This window comes from Bdellovibrionota bacterium, assembly GCA_040386775.1.
Taxonomy (GTDB): Bacteria; Bdellovibrionota; Bdellovibrionia; order Bdellovibrionales; family JAEYZS01; genus JAEYZS01.
The window spans coordinates 116,757-137,659 of record JAZKEU010000001.1 but is presented as its reverse complement, the minus strand read 5'-3'; the positions used below and the strand labels follow the sequence as shown (position 1 = coordinate 137,659).

16 protein-coding genes are annotated in these 20,903 nt (G+C 39.7%); 4 read left to right on the top strand and 12 right to left on the bottom strand.

Annotation, left to right across the window (positions count from 1 at the left end):
* Positions 1-35: 35 nt before the first annotated feature.
* The 9 genes from V4596_00635 to V4596_00595 all read right to left on the bottom strand — a co-directional run bounded on the left by V4596_00635 (position 36) and on the right by V4596_00595 (position 12,937).
* Positions 36-2,600, bottom strand: coding sequence for an FtsX-like permease family protein (locus tag V4596_00635; GenBank protein ID MES2767623.1), 2,565 nt, complete (start codon positions 2,598-2,600; stop codon positions 36-38).
* Complete coding sequence (locus V4596_00630) at positions 2,600-3,274, bottom strand: ABC transporter ATP-binding protein (protein MES2767622.1); 675 nt, start codon at positions 3,272-3,274, stop codon at positions 2,600-2,602. The genes V4596_00635 and V4596_00630 overlap by 1 nt, the downstream gene beginning before the upstream one ends.
* Before the next feature lie 35 nt (positions 3,275-3,309).
* A complete protein-coding gene (locus V4596_00625; protein MES2767621.1) occupies positions 3,310-3,906 on the bottom strand; it encodes an arylesterase in 597 nt (198 codons plus the stop codon).
* A 75-nt stretch (positions 3,907-3,981) separates the two neighbouring features.
* Positions 3,982-4,560 carry a hypothetical protein gene (locus V4596_00620; GenBank protein ID MES2767620.1) on the bottom strand — a complete coding sequence of 193 codons (579 nt, stop codon included), beginning with the start codon at positions 4,558-4,560 and terminating at the stop codon, positions 3,982-3,984.
* A gap of 104 nt (positions 4,561-4,664) precedes the next feature.
* Positions 4,665-5,981, bottom strand: a complete 1,317-nt coding sequence (gene mtaB / locus V4596_00615; protein ID MES2767619.1) for a tRNA (N(6)-L-threonylcarbamoyladenosine(37)-C(2))-methylthiotransferase MtaB — start codon at positions 5,979-5,981, stop codon at positions 4,665-4,667.
* A gap of 15 nt (positions 5,982-5,996) precedes the next feature.
* Positions 5,997-7,196: a tRNA 2-thiouridine(34) synthase MnmA gene (gene mnmA, locus V4596_00610; GenBank protein MES2767618.1), complete on the bottom strand. Its 1,200-nt coding sequence runs from the start codon at positions 7,194-7,196 to the stop codon at positions 5,997-5,999.
* A 17-nt stretch (positions 7,197-7,213) separates the two neighbouring features.
* Positions 7,214-8,398, bottom strand: coding sequence for a cysteine desulfurase family protein (locus V4596_00605; protein MES2767617.1), 1,185 nt, complete (start codon positions 8,396-8,398; stop codon positions 7,214-7,216).
* A 74-nt stretch (positions 8,399-8,472) separates the two neighbouring features.
* The gene (locus V4596_00600; protein ID MES2767616.1) at positions 8,473-12,033 is read right to left on the bottom strand and encodes a zinc-dependent metalloprotease; all 3,561 of its coding nucleotides are present in this window, start codon (positions 12,031-12,033) and stop codon (positions 8,473-8,475) included.
* Entirely contained in the window at positions 12,023-12,937 is a 915-nt protein-coding gene (locus V4596_00595) for a transporter (protein MES2767615.1), read from the bottom strand. Before V4596_00595 ends, V4596_00600 begins: the two co-directional genes overlap by 11 nt.
* A gap of 276 nt (positions 12,938-13,213) precedes the next feature.
* Between V4596_00595 and V4596_00590 the strand changes: the two genes are divergently transcribed.
* Positions 13,214-14,536 carry a hypothetical protein gene (locus V4596_00590; GenBank protein ID MES2767614.1) on the top strand — a complete coding sequence of 441 codons (1,323 nt, stop codon included), beginning with the start codon at positions 13,214-13,216 and terminating at the stop codon, positions 14,534-14,536.
* A gap of 6 nt (positions 14,537-14,542) precedes the next feature.
* Here the strand turns inward: V4596_00590 and V4596_00585 are convergent, their stop codons facing one another.
* The gene (locus V4596_00585) at positions 14,543-15,328 is read right to left on the bottom strand and encodes an alpha/beta fold hydrolase (GenBank protein ID MES2767613.1); all 786 of its coding nucleotides are present in this window, start codon (positions 15,326-15,328) and stop codon (positions 14,543-14,545) included.
* Positions 15,329-15,609: 281 nt separating this feature from the next.
* Here V4596_00585 and V4596_00580 point away from each other — a divergent pair, with 281 nt between their 5' ends.
* Positions 15,610-16,065 (top strand): DUF3015 family protein, encoded by a 456-nt coding sequence (locus V4596_00580; protein MES2767612.1) that lies wholly within the window; start codon positions 15,610-15,612, stop codon positions 16,063-16,065.
* Between the two features lie 148 nt (positions 16,066-16,213).
* Complete coding sequence (locus V4596_00575; protein ID MES2767611.1) at positions 16,214-18,085, top strand: DUF4105 domain-containing protein; 1,872 nt, start codon at positions 16,214-16,216, stop codon at positions 18,083-18,085.
* Here V4596_00575 and tsaE read toward each other — a convergent pair.
* Positions 18,048-18,494 carry a tRNA (adenosine(37)-N6)-threonylcarbamoyltransferase complex ATPase subunit type 1 TsaE gene (tsaE, locus tag V4596_00570; GenBank protein ID MES2767610.1) on the bottom strand — a complete coding sequence of 149 codons (447 nt, stop codon included), beginning with the start codon at positions 18,492-18,494 and terminating at the stop codon, positions 18,048-18,050. The genes V4596_00575 and tsaE overlap by 38 nt on opposite strands.
* A 139-nt stretch (positions 18,495-18,633) precedes the next feature.
* Between tsaE and V4596_00565 the strand changes: the two genes are divergently transcribed.
* Positions 18,634-20,124, top strand: coding sequence for a hypothetical protein (locus V4596_00565; protein ID MES2767609.1), 1,491 nt, complete (start codon positions 18,634-18,636; stop codon positions 20,122-20,124).
* Here V4596_00565 and V4596_00560 read toward each other — a convergent pair.
* On the bottom strand, positions 20,116-20,838 hold the full coding sequence (locus V4596_00560) for a pyridoxine 5'-phosphate synthase (GenBank protein MES2767608.1): 723 nt from the start codon (positions 20,836-20,838) through the stop codon (positions 20,116-20,118). The genes V4596_00565 and V4596_00560 overlap by 9 nt on opposite strands.
* Between the last annotated feature and the right edge of the window lie 65 nt (positions 20,839-20,903).

Genomic DNA, 20,903 nt, shown 5'->3' with positions numbered 1-20,903 from the left:
AAGTTTTATTCATATAAGATTTATCAAGCTATGATTTAGTCTGCACGCAGAACATCCGACGGACGCGACTTAAAAATTTTAAATGACGCCAAAAAGCAAACAATCGCCGATATCATCGTAATGAGAGATACCGAAGTGATTAACGTCGATAGCTTGAGAGTGAAAATACCTTCGAAAAGATAATAAGAAATTCCATAACTCACCAGCACACTAAAAAATACGCCTAAAGTTGAGGCTAATAAAGTGAGAGTTATATATTCATTGAGAATGTAACCCGTCAGTTTCCAAAAAGATCCGCCGAAAACCTTCAGCATATTGATCTCGTAGTAACGAGTTTCCAAATGACTACGAATGATCGAAAAGAGAACAATGTAACCTGATAAAAGTGCAAGTAAAGACATCAACTCTAGCGACCAACTCATTTGATCCGAAATTTTTAGAGTACTATCTACGAGTCTTGTGACATCGATAGATGAAATGTTATTGTATTTCACAGCCAGAGCATTTCTAAGTTCATTCTTTTTGGTCAAATCCATTGCAGGAATTGCTGCGATAAATGTCTTAGGAGCCTCTTCTAGAACACCTTCTTGAAACAAAATGAAAAAATTCGGCTGAAATGAAATCCATTTTACGGAACGGATACTTTGCACAACACCAACAAGCTCTACACCTTGAATGTCAAAGACCACTTTATCGCCCATCTTGATGCCCATGCGATCGGCATACCGTTGCTCGAGCGATAGACCAAAAGGCGCATTGGAGGCTGCATCGTATTTTGTTGTAAAGAACTCACCCTCGACTAATTCTTCTGATTCCGAGAGGTTTTCTCGGTAAGAGAGGTTTACGCCACGGTTTCGCGATCTGGCCTCTTGCTCTTCTTCTCTAGTTTTAAAGGTTTGAGTCTCGACTTTTCTTTCGTAGTCTTCATCGTTGATTTTTAAAATCCTAGATCTAATCATGGGCGAAATCGCCGTTAACGCGGTTCCTTGAGACTTTACAAAATTTTTAAGTGGTTCCAATTGATCATCTTGAATATCAAATAAAAATAAAGATGGAGTCTTTGTTCCAATTTCAAATTCTCTCTGGAGTGAGTACTTCAATTGGGGAAGCAAATTGATTAAAAGTGCACCCAAACCAATGGCCACAAAAACCGCCATCGACGCACCTTTCTTGCGAGAAAGAGCTAAGAAGCTGTATTTCAAATACCATCTTTTGATAAAGCTTACGCCCTCTAGGCACTTAAAGAGTCCAAGTCCAATGATGACCATCAGGAGCATGACTCCACCGATAGTGCCCACAAAAGAAAGTCCTACTTTCCAAGAATTCGCCTGCATGACTGATAGGCCCATATAGAAAAGTGTCAGAGGAATATAAAGTAACAAATTGGTCTTAGAAGGTTCCGTAGAGAACTTCTCTTCGCTGAAAAGCTTCATGGGCTTTAAAGACTGAATACCAATCAATTTTGGAAGAATGCTCAAGAAACTTCCCAATAGAGAAATACCTAAACAAGTTAAAAATGTTTTTTGGGAAATAATAGCCTTCAACTCAAACGGTGTGAGGGTTGAAAGTAAATTTTTAAATACAGGAATAAAAAGCTGAGCGAAGGCAATTGCCGGAACAAGGGTCAGCGCACTCAAAATTAAAACCTGAAAAGAATATATAACAAAAATTTGTCCAGGATAAATTCCAAGGGTTCTATAGATAGCAATCTGTTTATATTTTCTACTGAGGTACAATCTAAATAAGTAAGTCGCACCCAAACAAGATAAGAAGAGCGCAACAATAGCCACCAATCCCAAGAAGTCGAAAAGATAATCCAATTGTCTTCCCGACCCCTCACTTGCTGTTTGCGGAGTACTCACCCTTACTGCAGGATCTTTTAAAGCAGCATAAAGTTTTTCCTGAACTTTCGCTAAATATTCTCTGTTCGAAAGTTCTTGGGGGAATTTGTAAAGGTAGTTTTCATTAAAAGTACTTCCGTACTGGATAAGACCCGTGGCCTTTACGTCTTGCACATACATATAGACCGCAGGCACCATCAGCGCCGCTCTAAATGTTTGGGAAGAATCTGTATCCACGATTTGTGAAACTTTTAACTTTAGTTTTCCTAAAGTGACTTCTTCCCCAATACCGATAGCCAATTGACTCTCAAGATCGTTAGAGATCCAGATGTTTTTTTTCTTAATGTCTTTAGGGGTATTTTCTGTGATTTTTTGGCCACCTCTTAGTCCAAGTTCTCCGTAGTAAGGGTAACTGTCGCTGATTCCCTTGACCGTTACGAGGCGTGAGCCCTTAGAGGTTGTCATCATTGCCATAAATTCAAAATACGGCATTTCTGGAACTAAGAAATCCTCCGCAGAGTCACTGATGATTTTACGAACTTGTTTGAGTTCTTGAGGAGTGATCAGCCTTCTCGCGGAGACTGCAATGTCTGCTGAAAGTAAACTTTTAGAATTTTGATTGAGCGTAAATCTTAAAGCATCACGGTAAGATTCAATGATTAAAAATCCAGAAAGACCTAGGCTCAAGCTTAAAATAAAGCTTAAAGAAAACTTCCAGGATCTTATGATTTCGACGAGGCTCAGTTTTAATAACTTCATTATTTATGAAATCTTTCGACCAGAACGCCGTTTTCAAGTCTTAAAACTCTTTGGCAGCGCTGTGCGAGTGCTTCGCTGTGAGTCACTAAAAGCGTTGTCATTTGGTGTTTTTTAACAATATCAAAGAAAGAATGCATCACGGAGTCACCCGTCTTTGTATCTAGATTTCCACTTGGCTCATCAGCCAGTAGCAGATTGGGCTTTGTGATCAATGCTCTTGCAATCGCCACACGTTGTGATTCTCCACCGCTCAACTGACTTGGAAAATGATTCAAGCGATGATCTAGGCCCATATCACTTAAGAGTTTTTTTGCGTCATCTTTGATATTTTCACGACTAAGAATTTCTGCCGGAAGCATGACGTTTTCTAAAGCCGTTAAATGAGAAAGCAAATGATACTGCTGAAACACAATACTGATATTTGCCGCTCTAAAGCCCGTCATTTGTCTTTCAGAGAGTTTTGACATATCCGTTGTATCAACAATGATCGATCCTGTGTCCGCTCTATCAAGACCTGATAACAAAGACAGTAGCGTGGACTTACCACTCCCTGACTCCCCGATAATTGCCACGATTTCGCCTTTTTTAATTTGTGCAGAAACGTTCTTTAAAACTTCGATTTTAGTTTCGCCTTGATAAAAATTCTTCTGTAAGTTCTGAATTTCAACACTCATTTTTGTCGTACCTATTTTGCTATTTATTTTACTGTCTATTTTAATAAATCTTTAATTTGATTGTAGATAGAGTCTGCCATGATCTTATGCCCCTCTTCGTTCGGATGAATGCCATCTGTCTGATTGAGTTTTATATCTCCCGCAACTTTGTCCAAAATAAAAGGAATCAAAACTGCATTGTACTTTTTTGAGAGATCGACAAACATTTCATTAAATTCTTTGGTATACGCTTTACCAAAGTTGGGAGGCATATGCATACCTCCGATGACAATTGGGATATTTTCTTTTTTTAGAAGAGCCATGGCTTCATCTAGACTTTTCTTACTAGTGGCTACTTTAACGCCACGTAATCCATCATTGGCACCCAAGGCAATCATCACAAGATCGGGTTTGCTCTTAAGAATCCATTTGATCCTGGACGGAGCCGAAGCCGTTGTCGACCCGCTCACTCCGGAGTTCACCACTTTCCAATCTTTTTTATCTGATTTGATTTTTTCTTCTATCAGTGCAGGAAAAGCTTTTTCCTTGGCAACACCGTAACCTTCGGTTAGAGAATCGCCGACTATCACTAAGGTTTTTGCGTAAACTTGCGAGGAAAAAATTATGATGAAAGAAACTAAGATGAATTTCATAGATTGCAAGAATAGCACATTTTCATACAAGCTGACGATCGACTTCTACAACTAACTGCGTTGAAGACCGTGATGCTATTGATTAGCTTTATAAGTTCTAACTCTAGCTCCACCTGTTGAGGCATCTAGGCCCTCTAAAGTAATAGATTTAATTTTAGGACGTCGAGGATTTAATGTTTGCTTGGCATCAACATAGATTTTTTGCAGAATGATTGTGGCTCCGGCATCGGATTCACCCAGCTTCATCTTAGCAACTGCTTCACATTTTCCGTCGCTATTGCGGAAAGTTTCTACAATGACCTGGTGACTTGGTAAATCTATATCTATTTCTGATAAATCATTTAAGTTTACGAAGAAAATATTCTTCGCCTCATCCGAAGGAGCAGCACTAATTCGCTCGCGGGTATAACTTTTAATTATTGGATGCAGAGGTTTGTACATTGTACGATTCATTAACCAATAATAATCAAGGCTCGGTATTTGATTATCAACTATAGGTAAGCAATTTGCATCTGCTATAGTATGAACCACCATGATATTTTCACGGTTAATACTCTTCTCATAGATTAATATATTTAAGGCATTGGGCGGTGCCGAAGTATTTGCTTCCGCCGTAACTAGAAAGATCGAAAAAATAATTAAAGCAATAGACATAAAATTCATACAAACCTTTTACTTCGGCATTTAGAGCAAATCATGGAATTTATAGATTTATAAACTAATTACCTGATGAGGTTAAGGGCAGTTTGGATTAATTTTCAAAGGCTACCCTTTAGGAACCCATCGATTCTTGATTGGTTAGATTGATCATAACCCACAATTTTAACTGAAATTTCCGTTCCAATCTGGGCTTCAGAAGATATCTCTACGTCAACGGGCCAGTAGTCGCGAGATAGAGTGCTCGCGCCCTTGGCCTTACTTTTCAAAACCAAAACTTTTTTGATCTCTCCAATTTGCTCTAGGGCCATCATAGAATATCTTTCTGCAGACAATTGTCTTAAGCGCTCGGCTCTAGCATGAATAAGATGATTGGGGACTTTAGGATCAATGTTGAGAGCCTTTGTTCCCGGCCTCTCAGAGTACGGAAACACGTGCATACGCGTCCACGGCGTACGCTTTAAGCGCTCGTAAGTATCGTTAAACTCTTCCTCAGTTTCCCCAGGAAAGCCTGCGATTACATCCATACCAATAAATGGAGCTTTTAATTTTCTATCCTGAAATTTTCTAAGGATGCGATTTAAAGAGTCTTCAACGTGTTCTGCTGTATATTTTCTTTTCATATCTGCAAGTACTTTTGTATTGGCACTTTGAATGCTCATATGAAAGTGCGGGCACATGCGGTCATCCGAATACATTTCGAGCAACCGGTCACTGATCTCGATGGGTTCTAATGATGAAAGTCTGATTCTTGGCATTTTTGTTTGCGCAAGTACCGCCTCAATCAAATCATCAAAAATTTTTCCATCATCAGATTCGTAATCGCCGATATGAACACCTGTCAGAACCACTTCATTTAATCCTTGAGCCGTAAATTCATTTATTTTTTCTACGAGATGGGGAATCGAAAGGGATCGACTCTTCCCTCTTGCAAAAGGAATTACGCAGAATGTGCAAAACGAATTGCAGCCATCTTGAATTTTTAAAAATGCACGGGTGTGCTCAGCTTCAACGCCACCATTTTCTTCAAGGTCAGCTTTTCTGAAAATATTTGAATGAAATACTTTTTGCGTCAGTTCTCCATTCAGATGCTGTTTAATGAGAGTTTCCAATAAACCTTTATGAGAGTTTGCAATCACTAGATCCGCCGGAACATTCTCAAATGATCCGGTATCCACCTGCGCTGCACAACCCGTGACTACAACTACGCTTTGAGGGTTTTTCTTTTTTATGCGATTGATTTCTTTGATGGCTTCATTTGTTGCTTCTCTTGTGACTGCGCAAGTATTCAGAATGTGAATCTGCGGAGTACCTTCCGTCATCAGGTATCCGCTATTCTGTAAGCGTTTTTGGAGCAAAGCCGTATCGTAAGTATTTACTTTGCAGCCAAATGTTTTGATATCAAACGATATACTCATTTTCTAAAAAATCCTTTACATTATCGCAGCTGTCACACCAATTGCCGCTGTATCCAGCGGAACCGTTGTGATCCAACCACCACCTAACAATTGATTCCCACGGTACACAACCGCAGCTTGTCCCGGAGTGATCGCGCGCACGGGAATATCAAAATATATTTCCGCACTGCCATCATCGTTTTTACGAATTTTGGCTTGCGCACCTTTGTGTTGATATCTAATTTTTACGTTCAATTCTTCCGTCTCTTGAATGTCGTCAAACCAGTTTGTATTTATAATGTGGGCTTTGTCGTAGAACAAATATTTTTCTTCCCCTACCCAAACGGTACTGGTTTTAGGATCCAACTTTAAAACAAACATGGGCTCTGCCTCTTGGAAATCAAGACCTAAACCTTTTCTTTGTCCATATGTGAATTTATGAATTCCACCGTGTTTGCCTACGATCTCACCTGTTGGATATTTTTTCATAAAGCCTGATTGAATTAAGTCTTTAGAAATTTGGCCTTCTACGAATTCAGAATATTTTCCGTCACCCACAAAGCAGATTCCTGTAGAATCTTTTTTGCGGGCATTGAGGAGACCTTGTCTTTCGCCCAAAGCTCTTACGTCAGCTTTTTTCATGTGGCCAATAGGGAATAGAATTTTTGGAATGATATCTTGCTGTAAAGTAAATAGGAAATAAGTTTGATCTTTCCAATCATCGTCACTCACAACGATTTGCGATTGACCGTTGGCATCCACTACAATTTTCGCATAGTGACCTGTTGCTAAATAATCGCAGCCGAGTTCGTTCATCTTTTGGATCAAGTGATCAAATTTTAAATAAGTATTACAGTTCACGCACGGGAGTGGAGTTTTACCTTCGAGATAAGCTTCCACAAAGGGATCAATCACTTGCGCTTTGAATTTGGCTTCGCAGTTCATCACGTAGAATGGGAAATTGAGTTTCTCCGCCACTTGTCTGGCATCATCTACATCCATAGATGAGCAGCAGGTGCCAAAGCCTTCTTCGATATCGCACTGAGTGTAATCCCAAACTTGCATGGTGATTCCCACTACTTCATAGCCTTGTTCTACCAGAATTGCCGCTGCTACGGACGAATCGACTCCACCGGACATGGCGACGAGGACTTTACCTTTGGTGGATTTAGTTTTGTTATCTTCGGCAGATAACGTGGAAGTGACCAGTTTTGTGGTCGTGGGCATTGTACTCATATTTTTCTCCTAGAAGCTTAAAGGGCTTCCGATTGTGATGAGTTCGTATTGTTAAATTGTCTTATTCTTATAACTACTTTTTTTAAAACTTCTAGGAAATATTCAATTTGTTCCGCATTATTTAGCCAACCCAGAGAGATTCTTAAGGAAGATTGGGCTTCTTTCCTCGTAAAGCCCATATTCCTTAAAACAATGGATGGTTCTTGGCTTCCAGAAGAGCACGCTGCCCCTGTTGAAACACAAATCCCATGCATATCCAAATTCATAAGAAGAGTTTCCCCGTCCACACCTTCAATAAATAAACTCGATGTGTTGGGAACTCTACTGGGATTTTGAATCACTCTCACGTTAGTGATGGATTTCAAAATCTCTTTTTCCATATCGTCTCTTAATTTTCTAATTCTTTCATTTTCTTTAGCGATCAAGTCTTTTTTAGAAACCATGTGTCCTAGAGCCGCGATCGCCAATGTGTTTTCTGTGCCCGCACGTCGACCGCGCTCCTGTCCGCCACCACCAATGAGCGGAATAAGCTGCGTTCCTCTTTTTTGAAAGAGAACCCCACAACCTTTGAGGGAATAAAATTTATGCGCTGAAAATGAAGCCAAGTCCACGCCAAGGTCAGTAAGATCTACTTCTATCTTTCCTAAGCCTTGCACAGCATCCATGTGAAAAATAGCGCCTTTTGCATGGGCGAGTGCACACATTTCTTTGATCGGATGGATTGCGCCAGTTTCGTTATTTGCAAGCATCACCGACACAAGAGCCGTTTTTTCTGTTAATTTTGATTTATAAAATTCAAGATCAAGATTTGCGTTTTTATCCACAGGAATATAGTCAACCGTAGCGCCTTGGCTTTCTAAAAACTCAAAAGCCTTCATCACACTAGGATGTTCCACCGTGGTTGTAATGTAATGAGTCCGACCAGCTGACTTTTCCTTAAGATTTTGAAGTGCGTAGAAAGAACCTTTAATGGCAAAGTTATTAGACTCACTTCCACCCGCGGTAAAAATTAATTCTAGCGGGTGGACTTTCAAATATTCTGCTAAGGTTTTTCTGGTATCTCTAATGAGTGCTTTTGGATCTCTTGAAGCCTGATGAACGGAACTTGGATTTCCCCAAGCCTCAGCCCATGTTGGAAGTTTTTCGAGAACTTCCGGGTGGACAGGCGTTGTGGCATTGTGATCGAGGTAAACATTCATCATAATTTAGCATTCAAGTACTGGGTTAGGTTGTGTTATGCCGCGCACAATACCACAACCCTTCCCTGCGATCAAAGCTATCTTACGGAAACCAGGAGAGCGTCTAACAATTCTTCATAGAATGGCGTGCTCTTAATTAGGCCATCAATAAAGGCCTTAAGAACCTCATTATCTAGAGCAAAAGCAGCTTTTATTCGATCTGGAGTCTCCTCAGGTAATTTCTCGCCTTTGTCCTTCATCTCTAAAATCTTTTCAACTTCTCCAACAGTGACTTTATCAAGAACTTTTGCATAGCCAATTCCTTGAATCGCACTGACTGCCACTTTGTTTTGTTTAAGTGCAAAGTATCTTTCCGTGCCCACCTCAACACTCACCACATCAGTTTGCTTGTCTCTTCCTGGATGCTCTTTGTAAATCGAAAATGAATCCAAGAATCTTCTCGCATCCGCAGCGCCAACAAGCGTTGGCACTAGACGCCCCAAACTTCTTGCCAATTCTCTTTGGAAAGTTGTTTGTCTGCCTGGCAATCCAAAGTATTCAGACAATCCTCCTGCCGCTGGAACTTCAATATTATGGTCCGAACCAAATTCAATTGAAATTGGTAAGGCACTCGAAGTTGCGCCACCTTCACCCAAAAATTCCACAGGGAATCCCTCAGCATTGCGGAACGGAACTTCTACCCCACCGCGACCCAAAAGAATCGCTGCCAGAATATTTTCGATACTTGGCCCTACGGCTCCATGACTCAAAAAGTTTTGCGTGTTTGCATCAAAGAGACTTGAACCCAATTCTCTGGTGAACAAGAATTCTAAGGCTAGCATTTTATCAATCCAGATACCTTGCACATCGATTTGATCAGCATAAACATTCTCATTCAGGGGATCTTTTCTAGATTTAAAGGATTTTCCACCTTCACCGACCACCACCAATTGGAGATTATTTTGTTCTCCAATTTGGGCCACCGTTCTTGCTACATCGGGATGAAAGCAAGTTGTTGCCGATGGATCCAAATTACGAATCTGAATTAGAGCCACCGGAGCTCTTGGCTCTTGCGCTACGGCAATTGCACAATGCACATCTGGAGTTAAAAGAATACTCAACAAGAACTGGCCACTGAGCGTGCTTGCCTCATAAATTTCTCTTAAGAAATCCACATCCTTCCATAGCGGATTACCCTCTTCGATTCCGTATTCATTTTTAATTTTCTCGTACACTTCAAAAGTGAGTCTTAGATCGTAGAAGTTATTTGACATTCTTCCCAGGTAAGCACCTTCTTGGAACACCGAGAAGTTTTTTCGACCGCTACGCTTGTTGATACGCTTGTACCTGTCTTCATAACTTGAAATGAAGTGAGTTGCGATTTCTACAAGGTTTGTGCCTTCGTCATGACGATTGCAGGTTGGGTTTGCAGAAACATGTTCGTCAGTGCAGTAACGATATTCCTTAAGAGCTAAACCTTCTGCCTCTAGAGCTTTTGTTGTTTCCGCTAAGTTTTTTTCTACTTTTACGGCTTTCACTACGGCACCCGCTTGGTTTACCGCATCCACTTCACGTTTGTATGCAAACTTCAGTGCTGCGATATCGTACTTTCCAAGAGTTGGAAGTTCGTTTGTAGTTTTATAAGAATATTCCATCATTGATGAATATGGAATTTCATGAGTCACGCCCATTTTCTTTAACTCATCGCCAGTGTAGAAATTGGCCTTGTCTTCCGAACCCGCAAAGTTATGTCTTAAGCCAAGGTTATGACCCAACTCATGAACCAGCGTAGGAATCCAAATGTGTGGAAGTACTAAACGCACGATTTCTTCTCTCTCCGCGCTTGTTAATTCCGCCCATGGCTTTAAGTTGCCTTCGATTTTTTCATCAATTCCTGCCGACCTTAAAGCATGTTCCGCATTGAAGAGTTCTTCTGGGTAAACATTATTTTTTGAGAGAACATCGATTCTCTTGTCGATGTACTTGCTTGTTTTTGCGATAAGTGATGCACCCTCAAGTCTTTTAAACTTTAGAATGTCTCGCTTAATCTGCGCAATCTTTCCGTCAGGAATTTTCACTCCGCTAAGATCTTTTGCACGTTTATTCATTGCCACTCTAGCCTGAAGAACATCCGTTTTATCAGCTAGATTTACGGTTGAAATGCTTCTTTGCAGAGCCGATCCGCCTAAATCTAGCGAAGCTCGACCCTTTAACATGTTTTTTCCATTCGAGAAAACATTGAGTCTGTTCTTAACACTCTCTACAACTGCGGCCAAACTTCCTACTTTACCGGCTTCTTCCGCAGCCTTTGCATTTTCTTTGGCTGCCATGAGCTCTTCTCTCATGTCTTCGTAAGTTGATTTTACAATTCCTTTGATTGTTCCCAGATACATAACCGTTCTAGCGTTGACGATCTCACCTGTCAGTGGATGGGCAACACTTGGTCCATAGCCGATGATTCTAGATGCGAGTGGGTCATCCACAAGCACGATCATGTTGTTTCGTAAATCTCCAACTTTCTTTCCGCTCGGTGGCATCAATTGGATTTCTATTCCCGTACCTGCTTCCGCTAAACCATTATTAACGTTTTGAACTGCGGCTCTTGTTGCATCTAAAACATAACCGTATTCTGCTTTATCGAAAGCATCGCTCAAGTGGTATGGAATCACTTTACGCGCTGGATTCCAACGGTTGAGTAATACTTCGTCATTATTTTCGATAGCGTTGTTGTCAACGTCGAGTCTACCGATTTTAGAATTGAAAAAACCAAAAGTTTCTTCGTCCGCTGTTTTGTATTGAACGGCTTTGTAGTCTTTACTAGCGATTTTGTCTGCTCTGACCATTGAGTAAACATAGCGCACATCAAAGTTTAACTTTTCAAAGAGATCTTCAAAGTCACTGATTTCACCCCAGCATGCAGGGTTAGAAAGATTGATCGTGTAAGACTTTTGAAGTTCAAAGTTAAATACATCTTTGTCTAAATCGTAATTAATGAGCTTTTGGTTTCCTTCTGAATAACATCCAGAAAGTAAATTTGTGATTTCTACTGGCAATTCATCAATGTCTAAGATTTTTGAATCTTTGAAACCGATTTCGGCGTAAGCACGCTCATTCCACGGTCTATCAACGCTTTCCACTTCTTTGTTCTGACATTCACCGTAGGCATCTCTTTCACACTTGTAGTCAATGTGTCTAACAGGCATCACCATGATTGCTTTACTATTTGTAGGGTTCTCCGCAAATCTTGGGTCTTTCTCCAGCTCACGAACTTCAATTTCATGTTCAGAAATTTCAAACTCCACAAGCTTTGTTCTTCCCTGGAAGTACGGCATGCTGGCAGTTGCGGTTCTTGTCGCCTGTCCATAGCTCATTACGGCGATGCGTGGAACGCGGAACTTTCTTTTTTCTTCAGGACTGAGTTTAGCAATTTCTTCTGGCTTTAAATTTCCAAAATCTTCTTTTTTAAACATTTCCTTAGAAATTGTTTTTTTGTCTGGTGTAAATTCATATGGTTTTTCCTTTGTGCAAGAAACTACCAATGACATCAAAACTAGTATCGCACCTAACATTTTTTTTCGGCAATGCTTCATAGCCTTTTTCCCCTTCTTAATATTTTCAGCCTTATAATTCTTAGCTTTACAATTTTTTTTAAAAAACATGCGCTAACCCCAGTGATAAATACGAACTTTTTTGTGCAAACAACTCAATATTTTCCCCGTTGTTGTTGGGTCCACGGGCAGAACCTTCATTCTTGTGCGATACCGATACGTTCCAATCTTTTGCAAATTCATAACCTAAAGCTTGCGCCAAATAGAATGCATCTTTTGAATAACCATTGTAAGTCCAAGAGCGCGTGTAATCATTCACGAGCTCTAGGGCAAATTTTTCGGTAAAATTATAAACTACCGCAAATCTATTTCTGATGGAGTACTCTGCGTTGGCCGAAAAATCTCTTTTCAATTCGTATTGATGAAAATTTTTGTTGATGTAAACTCTGTTCAATATAGCCAAACCTTTTACAGCTTCTGAAGAGTACAGAACACTTGGTCTTAACGTAACTGATCCTTGATAAGATTCATCATCTCTGATTTTTTCATCGGTAGGAAGCGACACTGATACTTCCGGCATAAATGCAATTTCTTTTGAAAGATCAATTTTTGTCGGTGACAAGATAATGACTGAGTTTGTAACACCGGTTCTTTTTTCACTGTCGTAGTTTTGGACCAAGTCGATTCTACCTTCTAGAAATGCAGTCTCAGACATATTGTATTTAGGTTGAATGATCAGACTTGTAGACTCGTCTCTATCTGGGTTTGCTTTTGATTTTAAATCTGAAGCGTGCTCGAGGGTAAGCGTTAAAGCTAATTTTTTAGCTGAGGCCGCAGGAGCAATGTCTTCGATTTTTGCTTTGCTCATTTGGGTCGCCGAGGTTTCCGTGGCTCTCGCTTCTGTTGTCGCAATGATCAAAAGAATTAAAAAAATTGGAATCAATAGGTATTGATCCAAATCTAATTGATTGGAATTATTTTGCCTAGAATTTTGTTTTGGATTTTCCCTCTTCAAAGTTCCCCCCGAAACTCAGTATAAACTTTCCCCACTAAGGTCCTATACAAGAACCAGACCATGTGATTTTGATACCTGTTGAAAAGTAAGTTAAATAATTTAATTCATTAGGTAATATTGACAGGCTCACTAAACTAGCTCCCTTATAAAAATTAGGGTAACTCATATAAAATATACGTGAGCTGGTGTCGCTTTAGGACCATAATCAGCCTAAACATGAGACTTAAGCATAAGAAATCCATTAAAAAATGCCCCTTAGAAACCGATAGTTAATTGATGAACCAGGCTCTAATTAAACATTTCAAACTCTCAGAAGCAGATCTTGCCCAAATGCAGGCAGCTCTTCAACCCCACCAAACTCTTCTGGACGTACTCTTCGAGAAGAATTTGATAGATCCCGTAGCTTACTTAGCGTGGGCAAAAGAATATTATGCTCTTCCTGTTTTAAAGATCGAATTTTTAAATAAAACAAACAATGTGGAAGCACTTCTTGATCGTTATAAAAATGTTTTTCCAAAAAACGTAGTTCCTTTCCATGAGTTGGATGGAACTCTTTATGTGATGTGTTTGGAGCCAACACCTTTCGAAGCCCCACAAGCTGTGCAATATGTTTTAGCTCCCTATGATGTTCTTCAGAAGTATGTTACAAAAAATGAAACCAGCATCGTGAATCAAGAAGCCGTGCAGATGCCAGAAGAAAAAGAAAATACAAATCCACTTTTTAAAGATTTAGAAGCTTCAAAAGGAAATTCACCATTAGATAGCTTCAGCTTCGAAAATATTTCTTTAGGTGATGCAAAACCTAATGATGAACCTCCTGCTGGCGCTGAAGATAAAATTGAAATCTCCTTAGAAGAAAAAGCTGACATTCCCGCAGGACTCAATTTTCCACCCTCACCGACTAATCTGGATGAAAGATTTGTGACTGATAAACCTATCGCCTCGGTAGATCTACAATCTTTCAAGTTCGAAGGTATTATGCCTGTACTCGAAGGACAGAAAGCTCCTGGGGAGGCCGCTGCAACTCCTCCTAAAATTACAATTATGACAGCCGATTCTTTAGTTGCAAAACATCCACCTAAAAATAAAACAGCTTCAACAATAACTCCGCCACCACCACCTTCACAAGTTGTACCTATACACTCACCTATGCCGGCAGCTTCTCCGGCTAGCAATGGGCCCCAGTTTGATGGAATTTTACATGCAATGAAAAAATATTTTGATCAAACTATGGTGCTGTTATTTACGAATGGAAATTTGGAACCTAAAGCTTGGGATGCGACTTGGACAAAAATCTCTCACGCACACTCCACTATTGATGTTTCAACACCAAGCATTTTTAGAATAGTAAATGAAACTCAAAATCCTTATCACGGCCATGTGGTAACGAATCCTGTGAATGAGGCTTTTTTTAATAGTTGGAACAAAGGTCAATTACCGGAGCACATCACAATATGCCCCATCATGCATGAAAAGAAAATTTTTGGTATGGTCTTAGGAACAACAACTAAAGACGGTTCAAAAAAATACCAACTCCATCACATTCAAGAAATAGCAAACGACGCCTTCGCAATGCTCTCCGCTGCAAAAGTGGCGTAAGACTGACTAATATTTCTGAACGAAGTCTAGGAATTTTTTGCGGGCGATCTCTGCTCCCTTTCCCCAGAAAGAATCGATGTGTGTGCCGTTTTCGATAGAAATAAATTCCTTAGGATCTTTCGCGTCTTTAAAAATTTCTTCACCAAATTTATAGCTGATGACTTGATCTTTGGTTCCATGAATGACCAAAAGTGGAATGGGAGAAATTTCTCCCACACGATCTTCAGGTGCGTACTTATCACTGATCAGCACATACGATAGTGGTTGGAAAATCCAAGTTAACCAATGTTTACTTAAAATATCTCGACCAACACTTTGATAACTTTGAGCTGTTGAATCCACAATCATGGCCTTGATTGGAATTTCACCTTTAAGATCAATCACCGCTCTCATTGCAATTATTCCACCCAAACTTTGTGCGAAAACATAGAGTGGGAGTTTCGGATTTTTATTATAGATGTACTTGATGATTTCTTTTCCATCCGAGACCGTGTTTTGAGGTGATGGCTCACCGCTCGATTTTCCGTAACTGCGATAATCCCAAATGTAATAGTCATAACCTTCTTTTAAAATCCACGAGAGTGAAATGTAATGTGAAGTGAGATTTTGTGCATTCCCATGAAAGAACACTAAGACACCCTTGGGATTTTTTGCTTTGGACTTGAGGTACCAGCCATGAATCTTCACTCCTAGATCCACTTCCATTTCATTCTCTATTGGGACTAGACCTAATTGTGCCGGTTCATAATGAACAACTTTTGTCGGATAATACAAAAGGCTACTACATCCCATGAGCACTGATGAGCCAAACAAGACTAGGAATAAGGAAAAGGATTTCAAACTTTTCATTTGCCTCCGATTATATGAAGATTTGTAGACATTCGCCTACAAAAAATTAGCGCACCTATTTAACTGCACCTAAATTCAGCACCATGACAGTATCTTTGCGTGTTATGTCATAGACCTCAATTACATTTGTTTTATCTCATAAACCCTCTAGAATATTAAAAAACCCAACTACGCTTAGAAATTTATGTATTAACAATTTTTTAAGCACACACGGAGGAATTATCATGAGAAAATTACTTATCGCTATCGCTTTCTTATCATTCGGTTCTGCACATGCTGCAGGATACGGTGTTGCTGGATGCGGACTTGGTTCAATCGTTTTCAAAGACGAAAAAGGACCTGTTCAAATCATCGCTGCTACATTGAACGGAACAGGAGTTCAAACTTTCGGTATCACTACTGGAACTTCGAACTGCAACGACGGTGCTAACCTTATTAAGGCTTACATCGAAACAAATCACGAAGCTATCAAGACAGCTGCAGCACGCGGTCAAGGTGAAGCTCTTGTAGGGCTAGCAAAAGTTTATAACTGCCAAAACACAGAAGCTTTGTCTAGCGCTTTAAGAACTAACTACAACAACGTATTTAATTCTAGCAGCGCTACACAAACTCAATCTGGAATTGAATCTGTAATCAGAATGAATCCAGAATTGAATACTTCTTGCGGCAATTTATCATAATTTAGAATTTAGATTTTTTTACTACTAATCGTCTATAAAATATTTTACAGGCGATTAGTGAGACTGACGGGTTTTAAGCCAATCTTTTTTGCCTAACATGGTGCTAAAGATTGGCTTTTTTATTTTTTGTGACTACAGTTTTAATTCCATGAAATTTTATCTTTTCATTCTACTATCTCTCTTCGTTGGAGCTTCAACATTAGGCTCTAACGCTCTAGCCTCACCTCTTGATGATGCTAATATGAAAACTCTTGCCCACAGCAAAGAGTGGCTTAGATTTCTTAATTATAAAAAAGGATTGTTTGGTTATAAGTCAGAAGCTGACGGGAAGAATTTCTTTTTAAGTGCCAAAGGGAAAACAAATCCCAAAGATGAATTGAAAGCTTTGGCTTTTGAATTGATGTCTCGAAAAGCGGTTACTAACGATCACGCTAGATGCCGCTTCCCCGCTAGATCCCAATTCTTATCTGAGAAGCTTGGGATACCTCTCGCCAAAGAAGATGTTTGTACTGAATATCAGAAATTCAAAAAAAGTTTAGATGCAGAGAGCGTTTCTTTAGTTTTCTCAGCCTACTACATCAATAATCCCTCTTCTGTCTTCGGACATACCTTCTTGAGAGTGAATAAACATAAAGAAAAGAATAATTTTCAAAATACCGAGCTCTTAGATCTCGGAGTTAACTTTGCAGCCAACCCTTGGACAAAAAATCCCATCGTTTACACTTTTGGTGGAATCGTGGGAATGTTCCCTGGAATTTACTCTACAATGCCTTACTACTATAAAGTGAGAGAGTATAACGACTTTGAGTCGAGAGATCTCTGGTCTTACAAATTGGATTTTACCAACGAGGAAGTCGAAAGACTTGTCAGACATTTATGGGAATTAGGACAAACGGATTACGATTACTTTTTCTTTACCGAGAATTGCTCTTACCATATCTTTACGGCTCTCGAAGCTGCAGCTCCCCGTTTTAATTTAACCGATGGACTTCCTTACTGGGTGATTCCTTCCGACACGGTTCTTATTACGGCAAAGGAAAAAGGATTATTAAAAGAAGTCAGCTTTAGACCCTCCATTAGAAATATTTTTCTTACACGCTATGAATCCTTAACCAAAGAAGAACGCGCAGAGTTCTTGGCTTTAAGTAATTCAAGGTCTAGAGAAGTTCCAAAAACCTTCTCTGAAGCTTCGAGAGTTAAAATCATTGATACTCTGATTGATTGGATTGAATACAAACACTCGGGCAAAGTGAATGACGAAAAGACTGACGAGTACCAATGGAAGAAAGATTTACTAGTTAAAAGAGTCGAACTTCCTCCACAAGAGAATGAAATCAAAGTTACAGAGCCTGTATCAAAACCTCACGACGGTCACGGATCTCAGCGTTTAGGGATTGAGCCGGGCTACAGTGAAATGTTTGAATCTTTCCAACGTTATCACGTAAGATTCGCCCTTCATGACTTACTGGACCCTGATTTCGGTTATCCCGAAAACGCGCAGATTGAGTTCTTCAATACGATCTTTCAATCCAGCAATGACTTTAAAAAATGGGATCTCTATCAGTGGACTCTGGTGAGCGTTCGAAGCATGGCCCCTTTTGAAACTTTTGAAAAACGTCCTTCATGGGATATGTCTTTTGGGGTGAAATCCTACCAAGATGATAAGTGCGCTTTCTGCCAAGGCGGATATTTCCAGTCCAGTTGGGGGCTAGCAACGAATCTTTCGAAGTTTACTTTGTATGCCATGGGGTCCCTTGATCTTTCTTACTCGCAAAAGTTCGATGACAATAACTTCCGAGCGCAAGTCGGACCGAAAGTTGGAATCCTTTTTAGACCAAAAATTGATTTCAAGGTTCAGCTTGAAGGCACTTGGCTTTGGGATCCAATTGAAGAGTATGATTCATATCAAGGGGAGCTTTCTTTAAGGAAAGCTTTAAGCAAAGAATACGCTATTGGGGCTAGTGGAAAAATCAGAAATGATATTACAGAAGGCTCAGTTCAATTTTTCTACTTCCACTAGAAGCGTCAGCAAACTCGTATTTAATTCTTATGATTTTCCAGCCTTTTGGAATTCTCGAAATATCCATTTTTTGTGACCATTCAATAAAGATCACACCACCTTTAGAGACATCCGGCGATTTGTTAAAGATCTCCCAAAACCCGGTGTTCTCAAGTTCATCATTACTTTCGATGCGGTAAAGATCGGCGTGATGGATCACTCCGAGGGCTGATGGGTATTCTTGGATAATTGCGAATGTGGGTGAAGAAACCTCGTTATAGCAACCAAATTGCTCGCAAAATAGCTTTACCATCTGAGTCTTCCCAACCCCCATTTCACCTTCCAATAAAACAAGAGTTTTGGGAGTCAGTTGGGCAATCAGATTTTTCTTCAACCATTGCTTTAAATCTTCTAGTGAATTGATAATCATTTCGTAATGTTACAACAGTTCTACAACAAAGCGCAAGGCATGCTTGTTGCTCTCTATAAGATTGAAATATCATGCGGAAAGTTAGGTTGAGATGAGCTGCCGCAAAAGGTTACTTTGTATTAAACATGGAGTTCTGCAAATGTTGCAAAAAATTAGTCTTATTTTGTTATGCGGTTTAGTAGCCATTCCTACTCAATTACTTTATGCAGAAAATGTCTGCAGATCACTTTTCATTGAAAAATTCGAAGAGAGTAACCCCGTTCAGTCGAATTTGGAAAGCCTAACAATTCACTATATTAAGCAAGTTGAAACTGGACGTACATTTAAAATCGAAAGAAACTCTTCAGATATTGTTGAATTAAATAGAGAAGCTCGCACAATCCATGGTCTTTTAACTAAAAACGTTCCAGCTCTACTTATTAAAACTAGAGCTATTTTTGAATACTCACCAAAAATCCCATTCGAGAGAATCGCCGATGGAATCTCAGAAGTCCAATTGGCATTGCTTGATGCCCGCGGAAGAACGGCTAGCCAGGAAGCTTTAGCAAAGGATGGTGCTCAAAATCTTATGGAGAAAATCAAAGACGAGATTAGCGAAATTAAAAGAAAAATTATAGAGATAGAGAATTTAGCGTATGAATTAGATATGATTACGGATTTAGTAGGTCAATTACCTAGTAACTTCCAAAATAATATCAGTATTCATAGCTCTCTTTTAAAAACATCACTTTCAAAAATTACATTACTTAAGATTGAATTAAGTAATATTGAAGCACTCAAACAAGATCTTATTTTAGTTATTGAAACTCAAGCTCTTAAACCAACAGAATTAAGTAAGAAATTTTATGATGTCACTGAAGCTCCAATTCAAGCTAATGACAATTCACCAATTTCCAAAGTCAACGTTGCCGTTCCGGCTCAAAAACCAACTCGTGAATTTATACCACAAGAAAATCACACTAGAGGAACTATTGCGGTTGCAAAACCTGCACAAAGATATCCTAGACCACTACTGCCCGGTGAGCAAATTTCTCGTGAGACTACTCCAGTTCCACCTTTCAAACCAAATCGAGTCACTAGCATTCCTGGAAGGCACCCTCGCGTCACTGTGCCAGTGCCAACTTACACTCAGATGATTGGCACGAAAGCTGGCACTCCCGCGATCAGATCCACAGAATATCGCAATCCTGTGAACTTAAGCAGAAGTGGGGTCTATGTAGCTCAATCTGGAGTGACTGCAAAAGTGGATCTCAATCATCATAGTCGCAATATGATTTTAAATCTTAAATATGAATCTTATTCGAAAAATTTCCCAGCAAAAGATATTTTAGAACAGTTAAGATCTTGGGCTCAAAAATACAATATTCAACATCAAATTATATTTAGCCACTCTGGCAGGATAGAAGATCCAATTTTAGTTACTGTAAAAATTAAAGATAAGGGTATGGAGCAGTTCTATTTGCAAAAGTTAAAGGATGATTTTGCTTCTAGCAATCCCGCTCTCAGCGAGAACCTAACCCCTCCGACAAGAATTGAACCCAAACCTCCAAAAGCCGCAGAGCCACGAAAGCCACTGACTCTTATGCAAAGTGTAATGGGCGTTCTCAATCACACTCCGGGCTTAGATTAAAATCTGCTTCATTTTTGAAACGCTTTCGAACATTCCAACCTCTAGAGCTTCACAAACCAGAAAGTGTCCGATGTTGACCTCTTCCAAGAATGGAAGGGATTTGATCTCTTGAGTGGTAATGTAGTCTAGACCATGCCCTGCATGCACATTCATTCCCAATTCATGGCAATATAGCGCGGCTTCTATCAACTTCATCCATTCTTTCTCTTTTTTAGCGCCCTTCAATTGCACCCAATGTCCCGTGTGAAACTCGCAAGCAAAAGCTCCAGCTTCTTTAGAGGCCAAAACCTGCTTTTTGTTTGGAGCAATAAAAGTGGATGCTTTAATTCCTTTTTTAGAAAGCTTTTGAATGAGTGCGGTGATCTGTTTTTTCTTTTTAACAACGTCAAGGCCACCTTCCGTTGTTAGCTCTTGGCGTTTTTCCGGAACCAAACACACATAGGTAGGTTTGTATTTGAGGGCAATCTTCGTCATTTCCTCCGTCACCGCCATCTCTAGATTCACAGGAATTTTGGCATGATGACAGACATCTTTTACGTCTTTATCCTGGATATGACGACGATCTTCTCTAAGGTGAATGGTCACCTGGTCGGCACCAGCAAAAGTAGCAATCTCTAACTGCTTCAAAAGATCTGGATAAACCGTAGTCCCTCCCCTCACCTGGCGAAGCGTAGCAACATGATCTAAATTTACACCCAATCTTATCTTGGTCATCTGGTCCTCTGATTCAGTCTTATGATTAGACTAAAATTACTATGATTTTCTTAGAAAAGGAATAT